Here is a 22,670-nt window from a genome sequence, read left to right as displayed (position 1 = left end):
GGCTTGGCATCACCCCAGCAGGTCGTCCTCGTAGCACCAGCGCCAGTCCTCGCCGGGCTCAACGCTCCGCATCACGGGATGGCCGGTCGCCTCGAAGTGCCGGGAGGCGTGCGTCCCGGGGGAGGAATCGCAGCAGCCCACGTTGCCGCACGCCAGGCACATCCTGAGGTGCACCGGCGTCGTGCCTTCCCGGCGGCAGTCCGCGCAGAAGGGTTCCGACGGAACCTCCGGATCCGGCGCGGACTCGAGGTGCCCGCACACCCCGCCGGGCCTCGCGATCCCTTCGCCGCCGCCCTCGCCGGCGGTGTCCAGCTCGTCGAGCGAGACGTCCAGCATGGACTCCTCAACGTCCAGCCGCTCCAAGACCTCGCTGAGGACCTCATGGGCGTACTCCCCGCCGCGCCGCAGTTCCAGCACCTTGGCCCGTTCCGCGTCCAGCATGGCCAGCCGCAACTGGGCGTAGCGCTGGCTGGGGGTCGCGGCCTCCGACGTCGGCCGGCCCAGCCGCTCCCAGGCCGCCAGCCCGCGCTCCTGGGTCCGCCGCTTCAGCATGGCCACGACTTCCGGCGGGTCGTTGTCCGTGCGCAGTTCCTGCAGCCGCTCCACCCCGGCCGCGGTGGCCAGCTGCATCAGGGAGGCCTGGTTCAGGGCGTCCTCGCGCTGGTCCGGGCCCTGCACGCCGAGGAACCGGACCAGCGCAGGCAGGGTGAAGCCCTGCAGCGTCAGGGTCCCGCCCACCACCACCAGGGCCGCCAGGATCAGCACGGAGCGGTGCTCCAGGTCCGCGGGCAGCACCAGCACCGCGGCTAGCGTGACCACCCCGCGCATCCCGGCCCAGGACACGATCGCGGCGAACTGCCACGGCGGCGCCGGGTCCTTCCGCCGTACTGCCGGAACCAGCCGGGGCAGGTAGGTTGCCGGGAACACCCACACCGGCCGGAGCAGCAGCACCGCCAGCAGGATCACCGCGCAGCCGGCCCAGATCCGGCCGGCGCCCAGCGAGTCGTCCTGCACGCCCTCGATGATGGTCCGGACCTGCAGCCCGATCAGCAGGAACACGGAGTTCTCCAGCAGGAACTGCACCGTGTTCCAGTTGCTGCGCTGGCTCAGCCGGGCCGCGCCGTTGGGCATCGACGGGGCCTTCATGCCCATGACGAGCCCGGTGACGACGACGGCGAGGACGCCGGAGGCGTGGATCGCCTCGGCCGGGAGGTACGCGACGAAGGGGGCCATCAGCGACGTCGAGGTGTTGATCGCGACGTTGCGGATCCGCTTCCGGAGTTCGGTCAGCACGTAGGCGGCGGCCAGGCCCACCACCAGTCCGCCGCCGGCCGCGAGCAGGAAGCCGCCGGCAATCCCGGCCGCGGACACGGACCCGGCGATCGCCGCGATGGCGGCACGGAGGCAGACCAGCGCGGTGGCGTCGTTGACCAGGGATTCGCCCTCGAGGATGGTGACGATCCGGCGGGGCATGCCCACCTTCCGCGCGATCGCGGTGGCGGCGACGGCGTCGGGCGGGGCGACGACGGCGCCGAGGGCTATCGCGGCGGCCAGCGGGATTTCCGGGAACAGCCACCAGACCACAAAGCCGACGGCGATGGTGCCGAAGATGACGTAGCCCACCGAGAGCAGCCCGATGGCGCGGCGGTTGGAGCCGAAGTCGAACAGCGAGGTCCGCAGTGCCGCAGCGTAGAGCAGCGGGGGCAGCAGCCCGACGAGGACCAGCTCCGGATTGAGCTCAATATCCGGGACAAAGGGGAGGAAGGACCCCGCGACGCCGGCCAGCACCAGCAGCAGGGGAACGGAAACGTTGAGCTTCCGGCCCAGTGCGCTGCCGGCGCAGACGACGGCCACGAGAACCAGCAGTCCGAGGGCGAGTTCCATGAGGCCATTCTGTCAGGCGGTTGCGGCCGGACTTCGTGCCGGTCCCGGGGTTACGCGAAGCTGTCTGCCTTCGCGCGCTCCGGCTGTCCGTGCGGCGCGGCTTCGGTCTGCGCAGCGGCGGCAGCGCCTGCGTGCGCGGCGGCGGCAGGGCGGGCGTCGGCGTCGTGGGCCTGATGGTGGGCCTGGACGTGGTGGCCAAACGGGTTGAAGCGGCTGTGCGCCAGACCGTCGAATTCGTAGGCGGTCTCGGCGTGCTCCGAGCGGTCCACGCCGGCCACCTCGGCCTCGTGGCTGACGCGGAAGCCCATGGTCTTGTGGATCGCGAGTCCGATCACCGCCGTCGCCAGGCCGGACAGCGTGACCGTGATCAGCACGGCAACCGTCTGGGCGATCAGCTGGTGCAGGCCGCCGCCGTAGAAGAGGCCGCCGCCCTGTCCGCCGGCCGGCAGGGCAATAAAACCGAGCGCCAGCGTGCCGATCAGCCCGCCGCCCAGGTGGACACCGACGACGTCGAGCGAGTCATCGAAGCCGAACTTGTATTTCAGGTCCACGAAGACGCAGCAGGCGGCGCCGGCCACCAGGCCGAGGCCGACGGCGCCTAGCGGGCTGACGTTGGCGCAGGACGGCGTGATCGCAACCAGGCCGGCCACCACGCCGGACGCGGCGCCGAGCGAGGTGGGGTGGCCGTGGCGGACCTTTTCGACCACGAGCCAGCTCAGCATGGCGGCCGCGGGGGCTGCGAGGGTGTTGATCCAGATCAGGCCGGCCTGCTCCACCGTCGTCGCGGCGCCCGCATTGAAGCCGAACCAGCCGAACCAGAGGATGCCGGCGCCGAGCATGACGAAGGGGATGTTGTGCGGGCGGTGTGCCGGGTCCTTGCCAAAGCCGTGGCGGTTGCCCAGGATCAGGACCAGGACCAGGGCGGCGGTGCCGGAGCTGATTTCGACCACGGTGCCGCCGGCGAAGTCGATCACCTGGCCGAAGACGGAGCTCACGGCACCGCCGGCGCTCATCAGGCCGCCGCCCCAGACCATGAAGGCCAGCGGGCAGTAAACCAGGGTGATCCAGACCGGGACGAAGAGCGACCAGGCGGCAAACTTGGCGCGGTCCGCGATGGCGCCGCTGATCAGGGCGACGGTGATGATCGCGAAGGTGGCGCTGAAGCCGGCCTTGATCAGATCGGGGGAGCCCATCAGCCGGGCCAGGCCGACGTCGGCAAAGGGATTGCCGAAAATGCCAAGGACACCCGAGCCGGTGGTCATTGAGTAGCCCCAGAGCACCCAGACCACCCCGACGATGCCGGCCGAGACAAAGCTCATCATGATCATGTTCAGTGAGGCCTTGGCCCTGGTCATGCCGCCGTAAAAGAGGCCGAGGGCCGGGGTCATAAGCAGCACGAGGGCCGCTGAGACCATGATCCAGACGTTTGCCGCGGTGAGTTCCACCTGCGTGTCCCTTCTCAACAATTCGCCGTACCGGGACACCTCGCCGCCGGTCCCCAACCGGGTTTAATCCTCGCGTCGCCGTGTTTCAGGCAGTCGGGAACTACGTTGCGGGGACGTTACAGGAATTGCGGTTTCGTGAAGCTCGCGTGTCAGCTGTGTTTCCGGCATGTAAACGACGGCTATCCGGCACGATCCGGCCCGCCGTTTCGATGGTTCCCTGCGGGTTCGATGTTTCCAAGCGCCGGACCGGCAGGGAACCGTCGAATCGGGCCCGGAGTGGAGGCCGGTGCGGGCCGCCGTCGGGATGCGCGCGGCCCGCCCCCGGGGCCGGCCGCCGATGAACTGGGCGGGAACGTGGGGGCCCAATCCGCGACTGTCCGGAATCCCGGACAGAACTGTCACCTGCCCCCGTGATGCAGGTCACGGGGCGTGCTCAGATGGACGGACAATCCCAACCTGATCTTTAGTGAGGACGAGCATGCAAGTTTCGACACGAACGGATACCGCCGGGGAGCGCGTCGAGCGCCGCTCCATCGACTTCGTTCCGGAAAATGAACGGCACGGCTCTCCCGGGCAGCAGTTCACGCTGTGGTTCGGGGCGAACATGCAGATCACCGCAATCGTCGACGGCGCCCTGGCCGTGCTCTTCGGCGCCGACGCGCTCTGGGCAATCCTGGGGCTCCTGGTCGGCAACCTCCTTGGCGGCGCGGTGATGGCATTGCACGCGGCACAGGGGCCCAAGCTCGGCTTGCCCCAGATGATCTCCAGCCGCGCCCAGTTCGGCGTGTTCGGGGCGGTGATTCCGCTGGTGCTGGTCATCATCATGTACCTCGGCTTCGCGGCGACCGGGACCGTTCTCGCCGGCCAGGCCATCGACCAGATCACCCGCACCGGCACCCCGGCCGTGGGCATGGTGATCTTCGGCGCCCTCACGGTCCTCGTGGCGACCCTCGGCTACAAGTACATCCACCTGCTGGGCCGCATCTCCACCGTCGTCGGCGTCCTGGGCTTCACCTACCTGGGGATCCGGCTGTTCGCGAGCCAGGACGTGGGTGCGCTGCTGGCCTCGGGCACGTTCGAGTTCCCAACCTTCCTGCTCGCCGTTTCGCTGGGTGCCGGCTGGCAGTTGACCTACGGCCCCTACGTCGCGGACTACTCGCGCTACCTGCCCTCAAAGACCCCGGCACGCAAGACTTTCCTGGCCGCGTTCCTCGGAACCGTGCTGGGGTCGCAGTGGTCCATGACGCTCGGTGCCCTGTTCGCGTCGCTGGCATTGCCCAAGGGCCAGCGGTTCCTCGACGGACAGGTAGCCTTCCTGGGCAACCTCAGCGGCGGCGGACTGGTCGCCGTCGTCATCTACCTGGTGATCGTGACCGGGAAGCTGACGGTCAACACACTGAACGCCTATGGCGGCTACATGACCATGCTGACGTCCGTCTCCGCCTTCACCCGCAGGTCCGCCGCCGCGTCGCGCACCCGGTTCGTCTACGTGATCGGCTTCATCGGCCTCACCGTGCTGATCGCCATGCTGGCCTCCCCGGACTTCCTTGCCAACTTCAAGAACTTCGTGCTGCTGCTGCTGATGGTCTTCATCCCCTGGAGCTCCATCAACCTGGTGGACTACTACCTGATCTCCAAGGAGAAGGTGGACATCCCGGCCCTGTACGACCCGAACGGCCGCTACGGACGGTGGAACAAGACGGCGCTGCTGTCCTACGCCGTCGGCATCGTCGCCCAAATCCCGTTCCTGGCACAGACGCTGTACACCGGCCCGATGACCGAGGTGCTGGGCGGATCGGACATCTCCTGGCTGGTGGGCCTGGTGGTCACCGCCCTGGTGTTCTACCCCCTCGCCAAGCGCAACTCCAACGCCCCGGCAGCAATGATCTACCCGCACGACGGCGGCCCGCTCACCGCGGAGCCGGAGCGGGCACCCGACGCCGGCCGGGTCAGAGCCGGTTGATCTGGGTGAGGTAGCCGTAGTACTTGAGACCCGCCGGCCGGAGCGGATCTCCGACGAAGCCGAAGTCCTCGTGCCGGTTGTTGTACGCCGCGGCAAGGTCCAGGAACTGCTCGCGGACTTCCGCGCCCGAACCCTGGCAGGCGCCGTTGTTGATGCACAGGGCCACCGCACCTGCCACTGCGGGACTGGCGAAGCTGGTGCCGTTGTTGATGCCGTATCCGCCGGGCACGGTGGACAGGATGCACACGCCTGGTGCCGCGATCGTGTGCCGCTTGTCCTTGGCATTGACCGCGAAGTTCGAGAAGAACGCCGGCCGGTCGTCCAGCTGGCCGAGGCGCCGCCAGTCGTCCTTGCCGCAAAGGCTGGGCGCCAGGCCCTCCGGTTTCCCGTCAAAGTCCGCCATGGCGGTCGCCGTCAGCACCTCGTGGTACGCCGCCGGCACGGTGCCGGCGAGGTCCGCGGCGGAGTTTCCGGCCGCGACCGCGTACGTGACGCCGGCCCTGACCGAGCGGCAGATCGCGTAGTGCATCGGGTCCGTGCCCTTGCCGCAGTTGGCCGTGTCGGAACCCGAGCCGCCGATGCTGATGTTGGCGACGTCGATGTCATTGTCCTCGTTGTCGTCCTTATGGGTTGAGGTGACCCAGTCGATGGCGCAGATCAAGCTCTCTTCGGTGATGGAACCGGTGTTGGACACAACGCGGACGGACCAGAGCGGGGTGCCGGGTGCCGTACCGATGATGCCGGAGCCGTTGTTGCGGGCTCCGATGACGCCGGCAACCGACGTCCCGTGGCCCATCACATCAACAGGTGTCACTTCAACCGGTTTCCCGGAGGTGCAGTCGATCCCTCCGACGACGTTGAGGTCCGGGTGGCTGCCGTCAATGCCGCTGTCGATGACCGCGACGTTGACGCCAGAGCCGTGGTCATTACCGGCGCCGGCGCGGACGGCATCCCTGGCTTCTTCCGGATCGCCGCCGATCCGCTGCCACCACAACGGGGCCACCTCGGTATTGGGCGTCTCGGGCTCATCGGGCTCGTCGAAGTGCCGGCCGAGCGTCACGAAATCCACGCTCGGATCGGCGGCGAGCTTCCTGGCCTGGGTCGCCGTCATGGCGCCGGAGTAGCCGAGCACGGCGCTCCGGTAGACGTTGGCGGCCTTGAAGCCGAACTTGCCCTGCTGCGCGGCGGCCAGCGCGCCGGCATCCCCGGCGCCGTCCTTGAGTACGACGATGTAGCTTTGAACCGGTTCGGCAGTGGCCGAAGGTTCTGTGGCGGCCGAGGGCGCGGCGGCGGCGATGCCCCCGCCGGTAACCAGGGCGAGCGCGGCCAGCCCGCCCACCAAGCTCCGTCTCCGCGTGCGGTGCGGCGGGGGAGCGGCGGTGCCGGGCCGGGGCCGGCCGGCATCCACGAATGTTTTCTGCACGTGCGGAAAGAGTTTGCGGACAGTGGTAAACATCGTGGCCTCCCAGTAAGCATGGTGCTTTTCGAGTGCCCCCCGTCCATATGGTAGGCCCTGCAGCGCGGAAAGATCAGGGGCAATCGGACCCCGGCGCCGGCGCCGGGCCACGGCGGCGGCTATTCCAGCGGGATTTCCAGGCACATTTCGCCGGTGTCCCAGTGGCTGCCGGTGCCCAGGTCCGTGCAGAGCCGGGACATCCGGGCCGCGATGTCCCGGGCGCCCCGGCCCGCCATCCGGGCCTGGAAATCGTCGATGACGGTGGGAAACAGGCGCAGCCGCCGCGGCGCCCCGCCGTCGGTCTCCAGCAGGAAGACAAAGGAATAGTCGTTGCGCTCCCGGGGGTCCACGGCGTAGTCGTCGATGAAATCCCCGGCACCGTAAATCACCGGACGGTTCCGGTATACCTCCACGCCGCGGAAGATGTGCGGCGAATGCCCGAATATGACGTCGGCGCCCGCATCGATCAGGCGCCGCGCCATGGCCCGGTGTTCCGGCGGGGCGTCGGAGCCCCAGTTGCCGCCCCAGTGCGCCGACACGATGAGCAGCTGGACGCCGGACTTGGCCCGCCGCAGCAGGTCCAGCAGTTCCTCGACGCGCTCGCCTTGCTCCGCAGCGGGGACGTAGTGCACGCCGGGGGCGCCGGGCGCGGCCTCCCAGTCCGGCTGGTTGTCCGTGAACGCCACAAACCCGACGGCGGTGCCGCCCACCCGCCGGATTGCGGGCCGGCGGGCCGCAATCCGGTCCATACCCGCGCCCGCATGCAGGATCCCGTGCCGGTCCAGCGCGCCGAGCATCTCCCGCAGTGCGTCCGGCCCGTAATCGAGCACGTGGTTGTTCGCCAGTGACACCAGGCCGATCTGCGCCTCGACCAGACTGCGCACGTTCGCCAGGTCGGTCCGGAACGTGAAGACCTTCCCGGGTTCGGGCGCTCCGCCGTCGGCAATGACGCACTCCAGGTTGGCGATCCGCAGGTCCGCCCGCTGCAGGACCGGCAGGGTGTCGCCCCACGGATACGCCGGCCCGGCGGTCTTCAGGTGCTCGTTCACCAGCCGGCCGAGCATGACATCGCCCAGGAATGCGATCTGCATGGCACCAGCATGGACCGCCCGGCCGGGCAACGGAAGGACGACGGCGGTACGTTCCGCCGTCGTCCTCTGCCGTGCTGCCCTAACCCCGGAGCCGGCCGCCCAGGTTCCGGAACTTCTCCAGCCGGCGGGGCAACCGTTCGCCGATCCCGGCGGCCGAAACCAGCGACAGCTCGTATTCGATGGCCTGCCCCATCCGCTGGCAAAATGCCCGGGCCTCCAGGGCCGCGTCGTCGCGTTCGTCAACGATGTGGTCGATCAGCCCGTTGGCGTGCAGGGCCGCGACGTTGACGCCCTGGGCGTCCGACATGGCCGGAGCGAAGTCGGTGGTCCGGTGCACGATGGCGCTGGCGCCCTCGGGCGGCAGCGGCGACAGCCAGGCGTGCTGGGCGGCTACGGTCCGGTCGGCCGGCAGCAGTGCCAGTGCCCCGCCGCCGGCGCCCTGGCCCAGCAGCACCGAGACGGACGGCGACTGCAACCCGATCAAGTCATGCAGGGACCGGGCGATTTCGCCGGCCAGGCCGCCTTCTTCGGCCTCCTTGGACAGCGCGGCGCCGCCGGTATCGATCACCGTCAGCAGCGGCAGGCCCAGCTCTTCGGCCAGCCGCATGCCGCGCCGCGCCTCGCGGAGGGAGGCCGGCCCCATGGCGGTCTGCTGCGACGGCCGCGGCCGGGTGTGGCCGAGCACGACGCAGGCTTTCCCGCCGAAACGGGCCAGCGCCAGCAGCAGCCCGGGATCCTTCTCGCCCTGGCCGGTGCCGTTGAGGGGCAGCACGTCCCGGGCCCCGTGGACCAGGAGTTGGCGGAGGTCCGGCCGCCGGGGATTCCGCGAGATCTCGATCGAGGCCCACGCACTGGCGTCCGACGGCGGCACGGCCAGGGTCGACGGGGGAGCCACCGGAGCCGGCGCGCCGGCGCTGAGGATATCCAGTGCCCGGTTGACGATATCGGGCAGCTGCCCCGGCGGGACCACCGCGTCCACGAGTCCTTTGTCGAAGAGGTTCTCCGCGACCTGGACGTTCTCCGGGAACGGTTTGCCGTGCAGCGCCTCGTAGACCCGCGGGCCCAGGAACCCGAGGAGCGCGGCCGGTTCGGCGACGGTGATGTGGCCCAGGGACCCCCACGACGCCATCACCCCGCCCGTGGTGGGATGGCGCAGATACACGAGGTAAGGAAGTCCGGCCTGCCGGTGTGCCCGGACCGCGGCGGTGATCTTGACCATCGACAGGAACGCCAGCGTCCCCTCCTGCATCCGGGTGCCGCCCGACGCCGGCCCCGCCAGCAGGGGCAGGCCCTCCGCGGTGGCCCGTTCAACGGCGCTGACGATCCGTTCGGCGGCGGCGGCCCCGATGGAACCCGCCAGGAACCGGAATTCGCTGACGATCACCGCCACCCGGCGCCCGCGGATCAGCCCCTCGCCGGTGAGGACGGACTCGTCGACGCCGGATTTCCCGCGGGCCGCCGCCAGCTCTGCCTGGTAGGCCGGGCTGGGGTCCGGGTCCGTCACCGGCCGGTCCCAGCTCCGGTAGGAGCCCACGTCCAGCACCGTGGCTACGAGTTCGGTAGCGTCCAGGTGCCGGACCTTCTGCTCCGCCAGCATGTCAGCGGCCGCCCTGGCCCGTTGCGCCGGCGGCCGACGGGACGCCGGTGGCGCTGTCCAGCCAGCGGCGGATCTGGTCCCCGTCCTGGTCCAGCAGCGGTGGCGCGCTGTGCGAGGTCAGGGTGGTCTCCTGCGCGTCGCCCTGGTCGAAGAACCGCAGCGGGGGCCCGGGCAGGCTGATCTTTCCCAGCACCTTGTGCTCGACGTCGACCACCAGGCCCTGCGAGTGGACCTGCTCCCACTGGTAGACCTCGTCCAGGGTCCGGACCTTGCCGGCCGGGATGCCCGCCTCGTTGAGCTTGGTCAGCAGCGGTTCGGCCTCGTACCCGGCGAAGGCGTCCTCCACCGCCTCGATGACTTTTTCGCGGTTCCGTACCCGGTCCGCGTTGGTGGCGAATTCGGGCCGCGCGGTGTCGATGCCGAACGTGGTGGCGAAGGTGTTCCACAGCTTCTCGCTGCCGACGCTGATCTGGACCCTGCCCTGCCGGCAGTGGAACAGCCCGTAGGGGGCGATGGAGGGGTGGTGGTTGCCCTGGGCGCGCGGCACCTCGCCGGCCACGGTCTGCCGGGTGCCCTGGAACGCGTGCACCCCGATCAGGGCCGAGAGCAGCGAGGTCCGGACGATCTGGCCCTTGCCGGTCCGCTCGCGCTGCAGCAGTGCGGCGAGGGTGCCGAACGCGCCGTACATCCCGGAGAGCAGGTCAGCGATCGGCACCCCCACCCGCTGCGGGTCGTCCGGGCCGGAGCCGGTGAGGGACATCAGCCCGGCTTCTCCCTGCAGGATCTGGTCGTAGCCGCTGCGCGATGCCTCCGGACCGTCGTGTCCGAACCCGGTGATGGAGAGGATCACGAGCTGCGGGTTCACCGCATGCATGTCCGCCGTCGAGAATCCGAGCCGGTCCAGCACGCCGGGGCGGAAGTTTTCCACCACGACGTCGGCCCTGCCGATCAGTTCGCGCAGGACCTGCCGCCCGTCGTCGCTCTTCAGGTCCAGCGCGATGGACTCCTTGTTGCGGTTGCAGGACAGGAAGTAGGTGGCCTGCAGGTCGTCCTCGGGGCCCACGAAGGGCGGTCCCCAGCCGCGGGTGTCGTCCCCGGTCCCGGGGTTCTCCACCTTGATCACGCGGGCCCCCAGGTCGGCCAGCATCATGCCGGCGTGCGGCCCGGCGAGGGCGCGGCTGAGGTCCACCACGAGGTAGCCGGACAGCGGTCCCTCGGCGGGGTGGTCGGATTCCATGCTCATAATCGATCCTTTGTCTTTGCAGTTCCAGCTGTGCAGTGTCGGTGCCGCCGGCGGCCGGTCGGGGGGGACGGCTACATCCAGCCCGGGACGACCATCACCAGCCAGGCGATGGCGGGCCCGGCGACGACGACGATGCCGCTGTAGGCGAGGATCTGCTTGTAGAACTTGTCCTTGTCCACGTCCTCCGGCGCGTTGGCCAGCACCAGGGCGCCGTTGGTGGAGAACGGCGAGACGTCCACGATGGTGGAGGAAACGGCGAGTGCGGCGATGACACCGATGGCGCCGATTTCACCGCTGGCCAGGAACGGAACCGCCAGCGGGATGAGGGCGGCCAGGATGGCGGTGGAGGAAGCGAAGGCGGAGACGATGCCGCCGACGTAGCAGATCAGCAGTGCCGCCAGCAGCGGCATGCCGAGCTGGGCGACGCCGTTGGAGACGAATTTGATGGTGCCGGCCTCTTCGAGGACGCCCACGAAGGTCAGCATGCCGCAGATGAGCAGGACGGTGGACCAGCTTATCTTGTTGACCGCACCCTTCTGGGCCTCGGGGGAGACCAGGGCCAGGATGATGGCGATGGTGATGGAGACGAATCCGATGTCGACCCCGAAGCCGAGCGAGATAACGGCCAGGGCGATCAGGCCGGCGACGGTGACGAGCTGCGGTACGGTCGCCCGGGCGCCGGCGGAGGTGGCGGCAGTACTGTCGGCGGACGAATCCGCGCTGCTGCCCTTGGCGGAGACACTGGCGGGGGAGATGTCCGAACCGGAGCCCTGCAGGGTGACGCCGGCCGCGCGGGCGCCGACGCTGACCTTCATGCGGGTCTCGGCCGCCTGCTCGATGAGCTGGCCGGTCTTGGAGGAGAGCAGCTTGTTGCCGCCAAGGACAATGAACAGCACAAGCGCGATGACGAGGTTGAAGAAGAAGCTGGCCAGGAAGATGGCCATCGGGCTCGCCGCGAGATCCGTCTTGGCGATGATGCCGTTGACCGTGACGCCGTAGACGGCGATCGGGGAGAATCCGCCTGCCTGGGCGCCGTGGATCACCATCATGCCCATCATCAGCGGGTTGATCTTGTGCTTTGCGGCGAAGCTCAGGGCGATTGGCGCGATGATGGCGACGGCGGCCGGGGAGAGTGCGCCCACGGCGGTGATTAGCGCGGTGATGGCGAACATGACCCATGGAATGAGGGCCACCTTGCTGCCCACCATCCGCACGGCGCCCCGGACCAGAAGGTCAATGGTGCCGTTGTTCTGCGCGATGGCGAAGAGGTAAGTCACCCCGACGATCGTCAGGAACAGCCCGCCGGGGAAATTGGACAAGATGTCGCTGGTGGACATGCCGAGAAAAACCGAGCCAAGCAGGAAGGCGCCGACGAAGGCCAGCGCACCCATGTTGAGGGGCAGCACCGTGGCCAGCAGGAACATCACCGCCAGGATGATGATGGAAAGCACGGGAGCGGACATCTTTGTTCCTCCGGGGGAATAGTGTGTGATGTGGATTACAGGACTACTGGCCTAGCCTCTTAGACAGTAGGTGAGTTTGTCAATACGCCTCGGGGATAGGATGGGCATGTCGCTGTGACGGGAGGATGTTGAAGATGGCAAAGAAGTCTGAGGTCCCGGAGATTTCCCGTGTGTCCAGGCCGCGCCTCTATGAGCAGCTCGTAGCGCAGCTCCTGGACTTCATTGAGTCGGCCCAGCTGGGCCCCGGCGACCTCCTGCCGGCCGAGCGGGACCTGGCGGAACGCCTTGGGGTCTCCCGGGCGACGCTGGCCCAGGCGCTCGTGGCGCTGGAGGTGCTTGGCGTGATTGACGTCCAGCATGGCACCGGAGCGGTCCTGGTCTACCGCCCGAATGTGCCCGCAGTGATCAAGGGCCTGCGCGAACACCGCAGCAGGCTTCCCGAAATTGTCGAGGCCCGCAGCACCCTGGAGGTCAAGCTCGCAGAACTGGCGGCCGCGCGGCGCACGGACCGGGACATGCAGGCGATTGACGCGGCGATCGACGCGATGGCCGAGGAGGTGGCCGCCGGCTCAAAGGGTGCGCGGGGCGATGAACTCTTCCATCAGGCCGTCACGGCCGCCGCGCACTCCGCGGTGCTGGGCCAGCTGATGGCCTTCATCGCGGAAATGATCCTGGAAACGCGGCTCGAATCCTTGGGGCAGCCGGGGCGCCCCGAGCAGTCCATCGCCTCGCACCGGAAGATAGCCGACGCGATCCGGGCACAGGATGCCGACGGCGCTGCCGCGGCCATGATGGCCCACATCGACATGGTGTCCGACGTCGACCTGCTCAGGTAGGGGTCGCGCCCGCCGGGGGGAGGGGGCTCAGCTTTCGTAGCCCTCCACCTGAGTGACGGGCCGAGCCTCCGCCTCCTCGGGATTCTCACCGTACTGCCGCTTGGCCCGGCGCTGCCGCAGCAGGTCCCAGCACTGGTCCAGATCCTCTTCGAGCTGCCGGAGCCGCAGCCGGTCGGGGACATGGTCATGGTCGGGGCTCGCGGATTCGGCCCGCTCCCGGAGTTCACGTTCCTCGTCCACCAGGGAGGTGATGCGCTGGAGGATATCCCGTTCGTCCATGGTGTCCTACTTCCTGCGGTCCTGGAGCTGTGCGTACCCGCCAGCGTAATCACGGGCGGGCGTCGTGACCAGAGGGCGGCCGGTGCGCGGACCCCGACAGGCCGCCACATAATCAGCTTGCTTATTATTTTCCGGCTTCCTAGAGTTGAGTGTGTAAGGCACCAATCTCTCCGCGTGGGACATGAGCGGCCGCACGGCCGCCGGACCCTCGCGCTGGCCAGAGGAGGACACATGTCGGAACACAACATTGCAGGCAAGAAGGTCGCGTTTCTGCTGACGGACGGCGTCGAGCAGATTGAGCTGACCAGCCCGTGGAACGCGGTCAAGGACGCTGGCGGCGAACCCACCCTCGTGGCACCCAAGAGCGGAAAGCTGCAGGGCTACGACGGGACGGACAAGGGGGAGACGTTCGACGTCGACCTGACCGTCGACCAGGCCAACGCCTCCGACTTCCACGCACTGGTGATTCCCGGCGGCGTCGTGAACGCGGACCACCTGCGTGCGGACAAGGATGCCCAGGCCTTCGCCCGTGGTTTCTTCGAGCAGCACAAGCCGGTGGCCTCAATCTGCCACGGCCCGTGGCTGCTGATCGATGCCGGTGTGGTGAACGGGCGGAACCTGACCTCCTATTACACGCTGGAGACCGACCTCAAGAACGCGGGCGCCAACTGGTCCGACGAGGAAGTGGTGGTCGACCAGGGCCTGGTAACCAGCCGGAACCCGGACGATCTGCCGGCCTTCAACGACAAGCTGCTGGAGGAAATCGCCGAGGGCGAGCACGCCGGCCAGACCGTCTAGCCGGCCGCCGCCGCCGGCCGCCGGGGGCCGCTGTCCCGGCGGCGGGCGGGCCCTATGAAGTGGGCCCGGTTTCGGGCAGGATATGCCTGTAAGCTGCGCCGGTACGGGCGTTGCCGTTCGCCAGTCCCGCCGCCACCCGCTACCAAGGAGTCCCGGATATGACTACGCTCAACCCTTACCTTGGCTTTCGCGACAATGCGAGGGAGGCCATGACGTTCTACCACTCCGTGTTCGGCGGGGAGCTGAACATGAGTACCTTCGCCGAATTCCAGGCCAGTGAGGACCCCGCCGAGCAGGACAAGATCATGCACGCCATGCTGACCGGTGAAAAGGGGCTGGTGCTGATGGGGGCCGATACTCCCAACAGCATGGACTACACGCCCGGCAACAACTTCTCGGTATCCCTCAGCGGAGCCGACGAGGCTGAACTCCGCGGCTATTGGGACAAGCTGTCCGACGGCGGCACGGTCACCATGCCGTTGGAGCGGGCGCCGTGGGGCGACACCTTCGGCATGTGCAAGGACAAGTTAGGGGTGGACTGGCTGGTCAACATCGCCCCGGCGGCCAGCTAGGGCCGCCGGCGGCGCTGGCTCAGTCCGGCGTGGTGTCGGTGGTGAGGCCGCGGTCGTCGGCTGTCTTTTCGTCGTCTTCCTCGGCCGGACCGGGCACCTTGTGCGCGTCGCCCTCGCCGGGGGCGTGACCTTCCGATGTGCCGGGCGTGGGCGCCGCCCCTTCTGCCGGGCCGCCAGCTTCGCGCGGGACGGGCTTCGCGCCCTCTTCCACCCCGTCGCTGACGATGTCTTCGGGATCGATTGGCTTGCTGCTCATGTGTTCCTCCGATGTTGGCCTGCGGGGCTTCGACCCGCGATGTCCCCTCCAAGCTACAGCGGGCGCCGCACCCGAGTACAGGCCGCGGTCCGTGGGCTCTGGCGCCCCGCACCGGCCCGGTCTAGAGTCACGCCATGGACCAGGATCCCGTGGCGACAAATCCCGAGCTGTACCGGGTGCTCTTCGAAAACGAACGCGTACGCGTGCTGGAGTACAGGGACCGCCCGGGAGAGAAGACGGTGCCGCACTCGCACCCGGACAGTGTGATGGTGACACTGAGCAGTTTCCGCCGCCGGCTGTCGGCTCACGGCCAGGAGGTCGACGTCGAACTCCCCTCCGGGCTGGCGCGCTGGCTGCCCGCGCAGTCCCACTCGGGGGAGAACACCGGCGACACCGAGACGCACACCATCTTCGTTGAGCTCAAGGAGACTGCCCCGGAGCGGGAAAGCGCTGACCCGCCGCTCGGTCCCGCGCCAAGCTAGCCGCGGCTCCGGCCAGCACCCAGCGTCTGTCAGTATGCTTACTAGATACTTACCAGAGGCGTTGACAGAAACGAGATCCACCATGAGCAGGCCCGCGCGCATTGAGGTCGAGGCCGCAGGCCACCTGGGCCACGTCTTTGCCTCCCGGCGGCCGGCCGGAGCGGGGCCGGCTGCGCCCGCCGTCGTGCTGATCCACGGGATCGGAGTCTCGCACCGCTACCTGCAACGGCTGCACGGGCAGTTGTCCAAGTCAGTCGACACTTACTCGATCGATCTGCCGGGATTCGGCACCACCCCCACGCCGGAGCACACGCTCACCGCAGCGGAACAGGCCACCTACATCCTCGGCGCACTGGAACAGCTGGGCGTCCTGGAGTTCGTCGCAGTGGGGCACTCGATGGGGGTGCAGTTCGCCGTCGAAGCGCAGCGCCAACAGCCCTCCCGGATTCCGCACCTGGTGCTGATGGGCCCGGTGGTCAATGACCAACGGCGCACCGTGGCACAACAGGCCCTGGCCCTGGGCCGCGACTGCCTGTTCTTCGAGAGCCCGTCCTCCAACGCCCTGGTCCTGACCGACTACTTCCGCTGCGGACCGGGCTGGTACCTGAAGAACCTGCGGATCATGATGGAGTACCGCCTCGAGGACAGGATCGGCGGTGTGGACGCGCCCGTCCTCGTGCTGCGCGGCGCGAACGACCCCGTTGCGCCGGCGGACTGGTGCCGGCGCCTCGCCGCCCGGGCAGCCAGGTCACAGTTCCTGGAAATCGACGGTACCGGCCACGTGGTCCAGCACAACCGCGCCGCCGAGGTGGCCGGCTCCATCCTCGCCTTCGCCGGCATTGCAGCCGACGAAAGCGAAGCGACCCAAGGGTTCACCGCGTGAGCACTCTGGCGCAGATCGCCGGTTGGTGGGTCCGGGACTATGCCTACGCCGCCGGCCGGCAGCTGCGCAGTGCGGTGTCCCGGGTCAGCGCCGACGAGTTCCTCAGCGGCACCGGACGGCCCGTCGTCGTCATCCCCGGCATCTACGAGGACTGGCGTTTTATGCTGCCGCTGATCCGGGAGCTGCACGCCGCGGGCCATCCCGTGCATGTGGTGACCCTGCTGCAGCGCAACCGGCTGGCCGTGCCGAAGGCTGCGGCGCTGATCGCCGACTACCTCCACGAGAGCGACCTGAGGGACACGATGATTGTGGCGCACAGCAAGGGCGGACTGATCGGCAAGTACACCATGATGTTGCTGGACCAGACGGGGCGCATCACCCGGATGGTAGCGGTATGCTCCCCTTTTTTGGGTTCCCGCTACGCCAGCTACATGCTGCTGCCGAGCCTGCGGGCGCTGTCTCCGCGCAACGCGGTGACCCTCCAGTTGTCCCGCGAGCAGAGCGTCAATGAACGGATCACTTCCGTCTACGGACTGTTCGATCCGCACATCCCGGAGGGAAGCATGCTTCCCGGAGCCCGGAACGTTCAGCTGGACACCGGCGGCCACTTCCGGATCCTGGCCGACGAGGAGACCATCCGCACCGTGCTGGAAGCAGCGGCCGCGCCGGCCGCGTTGTGAGCCTAGTCCTCGAAGTGTGTCCTCGCTGGGCCCTGGCCCAGGCCGTCCACGATCGCGGAGGCAACGGCGTGCAGCTTGACGTTGCGGGTGCTGGAGGCGGCCCTGAGCAGATCGAAGGCTTCCGCCTGGCTGCAGCGGTTCTGCGCCATGATGATGCCCACCGCGACGTCGATCGCGGTGCGGCTCTCCAGCGTCGCCTTGAGGTTGTCTGCCGTGTCGCTGAAGTTCGCGAAACGCACGGCCAGCCCGAGCGCCATGGTCGTCTGGCTTACGAAGATACTGGCCAGCTCCTGGGCCCGTTGGTCGAAGCGGTGTGGCCTGTGCGAATACAGATTTAGCGCCGCCTTGGTGTCGCCGTCGAGCAGGAACGGCACGGCGAGGATGGAGCGCATTCCGTACTCGCGGACCCGGGCAGCGCACTGCGGCCAGCGCGTGTCCTCGTCCAGGTCGGCAATGTGCACCGTCTCCTGTTCCCGGGAGGCTGTCACGCAGGGGCCGTCGCTAAAGCCGTACTGGATTTCGTCCATGGCCTGCGCGGCCGGGCTGTTGCTGGCCACAGTGGCGGCCTTCCGCTGCCGGAGCAAGGTAATCCCGCACAGGATTTCGTCGCCGGGTTCGGAAAGGATGCGCGCCGAAACCCGGGCCAATTCGCCGAGGAATTCCTCCACATCGGCGCTGTTCAACACGAGCTGCTGCAGGTGCTGGTTGATCGATGTTGCCGTTGACTCGCTTACCACTATTCCTTGATGCCGTTTCGCTCAGGTCGAATCGACCCGGCGGGGCGGCGCCCCACAGCTCGGAATATGGCGGTGGTGGCGGCAGCAAAGCCGGATCGAAGAACTATCCAACGGCCTTCTGCTAAACCGTACCGAAAAAAATTATATACAGGACTTTGGCCGGCTTTTGCCGTGGTATTCGGCAACCCGCCAGCCACGTTTCCCGGCCCGGCCGGCGCCGACACCCGCGGCCGGTCGAGCCGCCAATGACTCGCCACGGCTCCCGCCGTAGTGTTAGCCGTATCGCGAGGTAATCGGACGGATTCTGTATGCCACAGCTTGAAACGCGGGAGTCCGCCTCCCCGCCGCTGGCCATTGCCGACGCCGCCCGTGCCGACGGCGCCGAGGTGCTCGACCTGCTGGGTTCGGGCCCGGGCGGCCTGGCCGACGCGGCGGCCGCCGAACGGCTCGCCGTGCTGGGGCCGAACGCGGTCCGGACGCACGCGGCGAGCGGCTGGTCCGTGCTGGGCCGGCAGTTCCGCAGCCCCATCCTGATCCTGCTGCTCGTCACCGCGGGGCTCTCGCTCTCCCTCGGGGACGCCACCAACTCGATCGTGATCGGTGTGATCCTGCTGGTCAGCGTGGGCCTGGGATTCAGCAACGAATTCCGGGCCGAACGCGCGGCCGAGGCGCTGCATTCGCGCGTCACGCACACCGCCGTCGTGCTCCGCGACGGCACCGCCCGCGAGGTGGACGTGACCGCACTGGTGCCCGGCGACGTCGTGCAACTGGGGCTCGGCGCGATCGTCCCGGCCGACCTGCGCCTGCTGGCGGTCAAGGACCTGCTTTGCGACGAAAGCATCCTGACCGGGGAGTCGCTGCCGGTCGGCAAGGATCCCGCCCCCGTGGCCGGCGGCGCGGCGCTGGGGGACCTAACGTCCTGCCTGTTCATGGGCACCGTGATCCAGTCGGGCAGCTGCACCGGGGTGGTGGTGGCGACCGGCGGCCGGGCAGAATTCGGCCGGATCGCCCTTGGACTGGGCGAACGGCAGCCGCAGACCGAATTCCAGCTCGGGCTCAAGCGCTTCTCCTTCCTGCTGCTGCAGGTGGCGGTCGTCCTGACCTCGCTCATCTTCATCGCCAACCTGCTGCTCCAGCGCCCCGTCATCGATTCGCTGCTCTTCTCCCTGGCCATCGCCGTCGGCATCACGCCGCAGCTGCTGCCCGCCGTCGTCAGCACCAGCCTGGCCACGGGCACCCGGCAGCTGGCCAAACGCAAGGTGCTGGTCAAACGGCTGGTCTGCATCGAGGACCTCGGCGACATGGACATCCTGGTCACGGACAAGACCGGAACCCTCACGGAGGGCCGGATCAGCTTCACGGCCGCCCTGCCCGTGGCCGCCGGCCTGTCCCCGGATCAGCTGTTCACCCTGGGGCTGCTCGCCACCGAGGCGGACTACGCGGAGGCGAAGCGCTCCGTCGTCGGGCAGAACCCGCTGGACGCCGCGCTCTGGGAGTCGCCGGGGGCCGCGGCGTTCGAGCCTGCGCGCTTCGACAGGCTTGACGTGATCGATTTTGACCACCAGCGCCGGCGGACCAGCGTGCTGGTCCGCGACGCCGGCGGCCCCGCCCGGATCATCACCAAGGGCTCGCCGGAGGACGTCCTGGCACTGTGCGGCGCCACGCCGGCCAGCGTGCAGGCCCTGCTGGATGAACAGTTCGACGCCGGCTCCCGCGTGGTGGCCGTGGCCACCCGGGCCGTCGCGGGCATGGAGGACATGGCACCGGCCGACGAAAAGGAGCTGGTCCTGGCCGGGTTCCTGGTCTTCCTCGACCGGCCCAAGGCCAACGCGCGCGAGTCGCTGGACCGGCTGGAGGCACTCGGCATCACGGTCAAGATCGCCACCGGGGACAACGCCAAGGTCGCCGAGAAGGTCTGTGACGAACTCGGCGTGCTCTCCGGGGGGACCATCACCGGCGCCGAGGCGGAGGCCATGTCCGATCCGGAGCTGAGTGCCGCCGCCCGCGAGGCCAGCATCTTCGCCCGCGTCTCGCCGGAGCAGAAGGCCCGGATCATCCGGCTGCTGCGCCAGAGCGGCGGAGCGGTCGGGTTCATGGGCGACGGCGTCAACGATGCGCTCGCGCTGCACCAGGCCGACATCGGCGTCTCCGTCGACAGCGCCACCGACGTCGCCAAGGACGCCGCCGACGTCGTGCTGCTGGACAAGGACCTCGGCGTGCTGGCCGACGGTGTCATGGAAGGCCGCCGGATCTTCGCCAACACCATCAAATACGTGCTCATGGGCACCTCGAGCAACTTCGGCAACATGTTCAGCGCCGCAACGGCGTCCGTAGTGCTGAGCTTCCTGCCGATGCTGCCGGGGCAAATCCTGCTCAACAACCTGCTTTACGACAGCGGCCAGCTGGCCATCCCCGGTGACCGGGTGGACAAGGAGCAGCTGCTGGCACCGGCCCACTGGAACATCGCCTTCATCCGGCGCTTTATGTTCCTCTTCGGCCCGATCAGCTCGGTCTTCGACTTCGCGACGTTTGCCCTGATGCTGTTCGTTTTCGACGCCGTGCCGGGGGAGTTCCGGGCCGGCTGGTTCATCGAGTCGATCGCGACGCAGACGCTGATCATCTTTGCGATCCGGACCCGCCGGGTGCCCTTCCTCCGCAGCCGCCCGTCCCTGGGTCTGCTGGGAGCTTCGCTGGGCGTGGTGGCCCTGGGCGTGTACCTTCCGCTGTCCCCGCTCGCCGCCGTGCTGGGCTTCGATCCGCTGCCGGTGCCCTTCTTCCTTGCCCTGCTGGGGATGACCGTGGTGTACCTGGTGCTGGTGGAACTGGCGAAGCAATGGTTCTTCTCCCGGGCGGCCCAGCAGCCCGCCGCGCCGGTGCTGCCCAGGGTCCGGCGCCGGGGCAAGGACCACCACGTTGCCCGCCGCGCCGCGCGCTTCAGCACCACGGCGGCGGCCACCCGGCACGCCCGCCGGTCCCCGCTGGCGCCCCGGCGGGGCAGGCCCGTCCGGCGCAAAGGAAACCGGGTACAAGGGCCCTCACATCCCCGGAACTCCTGACGGATAGTGAAGGAAGCGGGCCACCTGGTCCGATGCCCGGCTTGGGGGCGCATCACAGGACGAGTCCGACTGCCGGCGCCCGATTGGAAAGCCAAGACAATGAGCATTTTTGAAGACCGGGTCGACGCCGGGCGGCAACTGGGGCGGCGCCTGTCGGACCTGCGCGGCCAGGACATCGTGGTCCTTGGCCTTCCCCGCGGCGGCGTCCCGGTCGCGTTCGAGGTTGCCGCCGCCCTGGACGCGCCCCTGGATGTGATTGTGGTGCGGAAACTGGGGCTTCCGTACCAGCCCGAACTGGCCATGGGGGCGATCGGCGAGGGCGGCGCCAGGGTGCTGGAAGAGCACGTGCTGGCGCAGTCGCGGATCAGCGAGCAGGAACTGCAGGCCGTCGAGGACCGCGAGCGGGCCGTGCTCGAGGACCGGGTGGCACGGTTCCGGAAGGGCCGCGGCCGCCAGGACCTGACCGGCCGCATCGCGGTGATCGTCGACGACGGCATCGCCACCGGCTCCACCGCCCGGGTTGCCTGCCGGATCGCCCGGAAGCTTGGCGCCGCACGCGTGATCCTGGCCGTGCCGGTGGCGCCGGCCGACACCCTCGCCAGCCTGAGCGAGCCCGACGAGGTGGTCTGCCTGGCCACGCCCCGGCACTTCTCCGCCGTCGGCTACCACTACCGTGATTTCTCACCCACCGAGGACGACGAGGTGGTCCAGTTGCTCGACGCCGCCGCCCGGCGGCTGCGGGATTCGCCCCGCCCGGACGGGACGGCGAAGGAATCCGATGAGCCTGTGGAATTCGACGAAGAAGTGGAGATCCCGTCCCGGGGCGTCCGCCTCCAAGGCCAGCTGCACCTTCCCGTGCCGGCCCGCGGCGTGGTGGTTTTCGCGCACGGCAGCGGCAGCAGCCGGCACAGCCCGCGCAACCGCTTTGTGGCCAGCGTGCTCCAGCGCGCCGGCCTGGGCACCCTGCTGCTGGACCTGCTGACCCCGGCGGAGGAACGCAACCGCGCCAACGTCTTCGACATCGAACTGCTGGCGCGCAGGCTGTCCTCGGCGACGGACTGGCTGGGCACCCGCGAGGACACCGCCTCCTGCGCCATCGGGTATTTTGGCGCCAGCACCGGGGCAGGAGCCGCGCTGTGGTCCGCGTCCGAACCGTCCGCCCGGATCGCTGCCGTCGTCTCCCGCGGCGGACGCCCCGACCTGGCCGGACCGCGGCTTTCCGCCGTCCGCGCGCCCACGCTGCTGATCGTGGGCAGCTTCGACTACGAGGTGCTGGAGCTCAACCGCAAGGCCAAGGCCATGATGCGGTGCCCCAACCAGCTGGCCGTGGTCCAGGGCGCCACCCACCTGTTCGAGGAACCCGGTACGCTGGCCGCGGCAGCCATCCTCGCCAGGGACTGGTTCGCCAAGTACCTGCTGACCGTGACCCAACCGACAAGCCAGGAGTGATCCATGAGCTACACCTACACCACCGTCGTCCCGCTGGGCTGGGCAGACGCCGTCGAAAAGACCCGCGCCGCCCTGGCGGAGCAGGGTTTCGGCATCCTCTCCGAGATCAACGTCCGCGACACTTTCGCGGCCAAACTCGGAGACGACGCCGGGCAGGCCCTGGGTGACTACGTGATCCTGGGCGCCTGCAACCCGCAGTTGGCGAGCCGTGCCCTTGCCGCCGAGCCGGAAATGGGCGCCCTGCTGCCGTGCAACGTGGTGGTCCGTCGCGGCCCGGGTGCGGCTGAGACAACGGTCAACGCAATCGACCCGCAGACCATGGTGCAACTCAGCGACAGCCCGGCGGTCCGTGAGGTGGCGGACGACGCCGGCACCCGGCTTCGCGCGGCCATGGCCGCGTTGGCGGGGGACTCCTAGGCCCGGTGCCCGGCTAGGTCGCAGTTGTTGCCGTCGTCAGGGCTCAGAACGGCCATAATTGCGAGCTAGTTGGGCGGGATGCG

The 22,670-nt window shown here is 68.9% G+C and carries 20 protein-coding genes; 10 read left to right on the top strand and 10 right to left on the bottom strand.

The window, feature by feature from the left end; genetic code table 11:
- Positions 1-9: 9 nt before the first annotated feature.
- Together AC1MBE_RS07400 and AC1MBE_RS07395 are read right to left on the bottom strand one after the other, a co-directional pair.
- Entirely contained in the window at positions 10-1,884 is a 1,875-nt protein-coding gene (locus AC1MBE_RS07400) for a Na+/H+ antiporter (protein WP_479782006.1), read from the bottom strand.
- 50 nt (positions 1,885-1,934) lie between these two features.
- Positions 1,935-3,329: an ammonium transporter gene (locus tag AC1MBE_RS07395; protein ID WP_479782004.1), complete on the bottom strand. Its 1,395-nt coding sequence runs from the start codon at positions 3,327-3,329 to the stop codon at positions 1,935-1,937.
- 478 nt (positions 3,330-3,807) lie between these two features.
- Here AC1MBE_RS07395 and AC1MBE_RS07390 point away from each other — a divergent pair, with 478 nt between their 5' ends.
- Positions 3,808-5,292, top strand: a complete 1,485-nt coding sequence (locus AC1MBE_RS07390) for a purine-cytosine permease family protein (RefSeq protein WP_479782002.1) — start codon at positions 3,808-3,810, stop codon at positions 5,290-5,292.
- Here the strand turns inward: AC1MBE_RS07390 and AC1MBE_RS07385 are convergent.
- From AC1MBE_RS07385 to AC1MBE_RS07365, 5 genes are all read right to left on the bottom strand, one after another.
- Positions 5,279-6,748 carry a S8 family peptidase gene (locus AC1MBE_RS07385; protein WP_479782000.1) on the bottom strand — a complete coding sequence of 490 codons (1,470 nt, stop codon included), beginning with the start codon at positions 6,746-6,748 and terminating at the stop codon, positions 5,279-5,281. The genes AC1MBE_RS07390 and AC1MBE_RS07385 overlap by 14 nt on opposite strands.
- Before the next feature lie 119 nt (positions 6,749-6,867).
- On the bottom strand, positions 6,868-7,839 hold the full coding sequence (locus tag AC1MBE_RS07380; protein WP_479781998.1) for a CapA family protein: 972 nt from the start codon (positions 7,837-7,839) through the stop codon (positions 6,868-6,870).
- A gap of 79 nt (positions 7,840-7,918) precedes the next feature.
- A complete protein-coding gene (locus AC1MBE_RS07375; protein WP_479781996.1) occupies positions 7,919-9,436 on the bottom strand; it encodes a carboxyl transferase domain-containing protein in 1,518 nt (505 codons plus the stop codon).
- A gap of 1 nt (position 9,437) precedes the next feature.
- A complete protein-coding gene (locus AC1MBE_RS07370; RefSeq protein WP_479781990.1) occupies positions 9,438-10,679 on the bottom strand; it encodes a CaiB/BaiF CoA transferase family protein in 1,242 nt (413 codons plus the stop codon).
- Between the two features lie 71 nt (positions 10,680-10,750).
- A complete protein-coding gene (locus AC1MBE_RS07365; RefSeq protein WP_479781988.1) occupies positions 10,751-12,142 on the bottom strand; it encodes an SLC13 family permease in 1,392 nt (463 codons plus the stop codon).
- A gap of 134 nt (positions 12,143-12,276) precedes the next feature.
- Between AC1MBE_RS07365 and AC1MBE_RS07360 the strand changes: the two genes are divergently transcribed.
- Complete coding sequence (locus AC1MBE_RS07360; protein ID WP_479781987.1) at positions 12,277-12,978, top strand: FadR/GntR family transcriptional regulator; 702 nt, start codon at positions 12,277-12,279, stop codon at positions 12,976-12,978.
- 27 nt (positions 12,979-13,005) lie between these two features.
- Here the strand turns inward: AC1MBE_RS07360 and AC1MBE_RS07355 are convergent, their stop codons facing one another.
- A complete protein-coding gene (locus tag AC1MBE_RS07355; protein ID WP_479781985.1) occupies positions 13,006-13,257 on the bottom strand; it encodes a DUF2630 family protein in 252 nt (83 codons plus the stop codon).
- Positions 13,258-13,488: 231 nt separating this feature from the next.
- On the opposite strand from AC1MBE_RS07355, the gene AC1MBE_RS07350 reads away from it, so the two are divergent.
- Positions 13,489-14,055, top strand: coding sequence for a type 1 glutamine amidotransferase domain-containing protein (locus tag AC1MBE_RS07350; protein ID WP_479781983.1), 567 nt, complete (start codon positions 13,489-13,491; stop codon positions 14,053-14,055).
- Positions 14,056-14,213: 158 nt separating this feature from the next.
- On the top strand, positions 14,214-14,627 hold the full coding sequence (locus tag AC1MBE_RS07345) for a VOC family protein (protein ID WP_479781981.1): 414 nt from the start codon (positions 14,214-14,216) through the stop codon (positions 14,625-14,627).
- A 19-nt stretch (positions 14,628-14,646) separates the two neighbouring features.
- Here the strand turns inward: AC1MBE_RS07345 and AC1MBE_RS07340 are convergent, their stop codons facing one another.
- Positions 14,647-14,883: a hypothetical protein gene (locus AC1MBE_RS07340; protein WP_479781979.1), complete on the bottom strand. Its 237-nt coding sequence runs from the start codon at positions 14,881-14,883 to the stop codon at positions 14,647-14,649.
- A gap of 134 nt (positions 14,884-15,017) precedes the next feature.
- On the opposite strand from AC1MBE_RS07340, the gene AC1MBE_RS07335 reads away from it, so the two are divergent.
- From AC1MBE_RS07335 to AC1MBE_RS07325, 3 genes are all read left to right on the top strand, one after another.
- Positions 15,018-15,365 carry a cupin domain-containing protein gene (locus tag AC1MBE_RS07335; protein WP_479781977.1) on the top strand — a complete coding sequence of 116 codons (348 nt, stop codon included), beginning with the start codon at positions 15,018-15,020 and terminating at the stop codon, positions 15,363-15,365.
- A gap of 82 nt (positions 15,366-15,447) precedes the next feature.
- Complete coding sequence (locus AC1MBE_RS07330; protein WP_479781975.1) at positions 15,448-16,248, top strand: alpha/beta fold hydrolase; 801 nt, start codon at positions 15,448-15,450, stop codon at positions 16,246-16,248.
- Positions 16,245-16,928 carry an esterase/lipase family protein gene (locus tag AC1MBE_RS07325; protein ID WP_479781973.1) on the top strand — a complete coding sequence of 228 codons (684 nt, stop codon included), beginning with the start codon at positions 16,245-16,247 and terminating at the stop codon, positions 16,926-16,928. Before AC1MBE_RS07330 ends, AC1MBE_RS07325 begins: the two co-directional genes overlap by 4 nt.
- A 2-nt stretch (positions 16,929-16,930) precedes the next feature.
- Here the strand turns inward: AC1MBE_RS07325 and AC1MBE_RS07320 are convergent, their stop codons facing one another.
- Positions 16,931-17,665 carry a GAF and ANTAR domain-containing protein gene (locus AC1MBE_RS07320; RefSeq protein WP_479781971.1) on the bottom strand — a complete coding sequence of 245 codons (735 nt, stop codon included), beginning with the start codon at positions 17,663-17,665 and terminating at the stop codon, positions 16,931-16,933.
- A 308-nt stretch (positions 17,666-17,973) separates the two neighbouring features.
- On the opposite strand from AC1MBE_RS07320, the gene mgtA reads away from it, so the two are divergent.
- From mgtA to AC1MBE_RS07305, 3 genes are all read left to right on the top strand, one after another.
- A complete protein-coding gene (gene mgtA / locus AC1MBE_RS07315; RefSeq protein ID WP_479781969.1) occupies positions 17,974-20,721 on the top strand; it encodes a magnesium-translocating P-type ATPase in 2,748 nt (915 codons plus the stop codon).
- A 99-nt stretch (positions 20,722-20,820) separates the two neighbouring features.
- A complete protein-coding gene (locus tag AC1MBE_RS07310; RefSeq protein ID WP_479781967.1) occupies positions 20,821-22,170 on the top strand; it encodes a phosphoribosyltransferase family protein in 1,350 nt (449 codons plus the stop codon).
- A 3-nt stretch (positions 22,171-22,173) separates the two neighbouring features.
- Positions 22,174-22,587: a DUF302 domain-containing protein gene (locus tag AC1MBE_RS07305; protein ID WP_479781965.1), complete on the top strand. Its 414-nt coding sequence runs from the start codon at positions 22,174-22,176 to the stop codon at positions 22,585-22,587.
- Positions 22,588-22,670: the final 83 nt, after the last annotated feature.

Source organism: Arthrobacter sp. BG5 (genome assembly GCF_056680155.1).
This window is presented reverse-complemented; position numbering and strand designations above follow the sequence as displayed.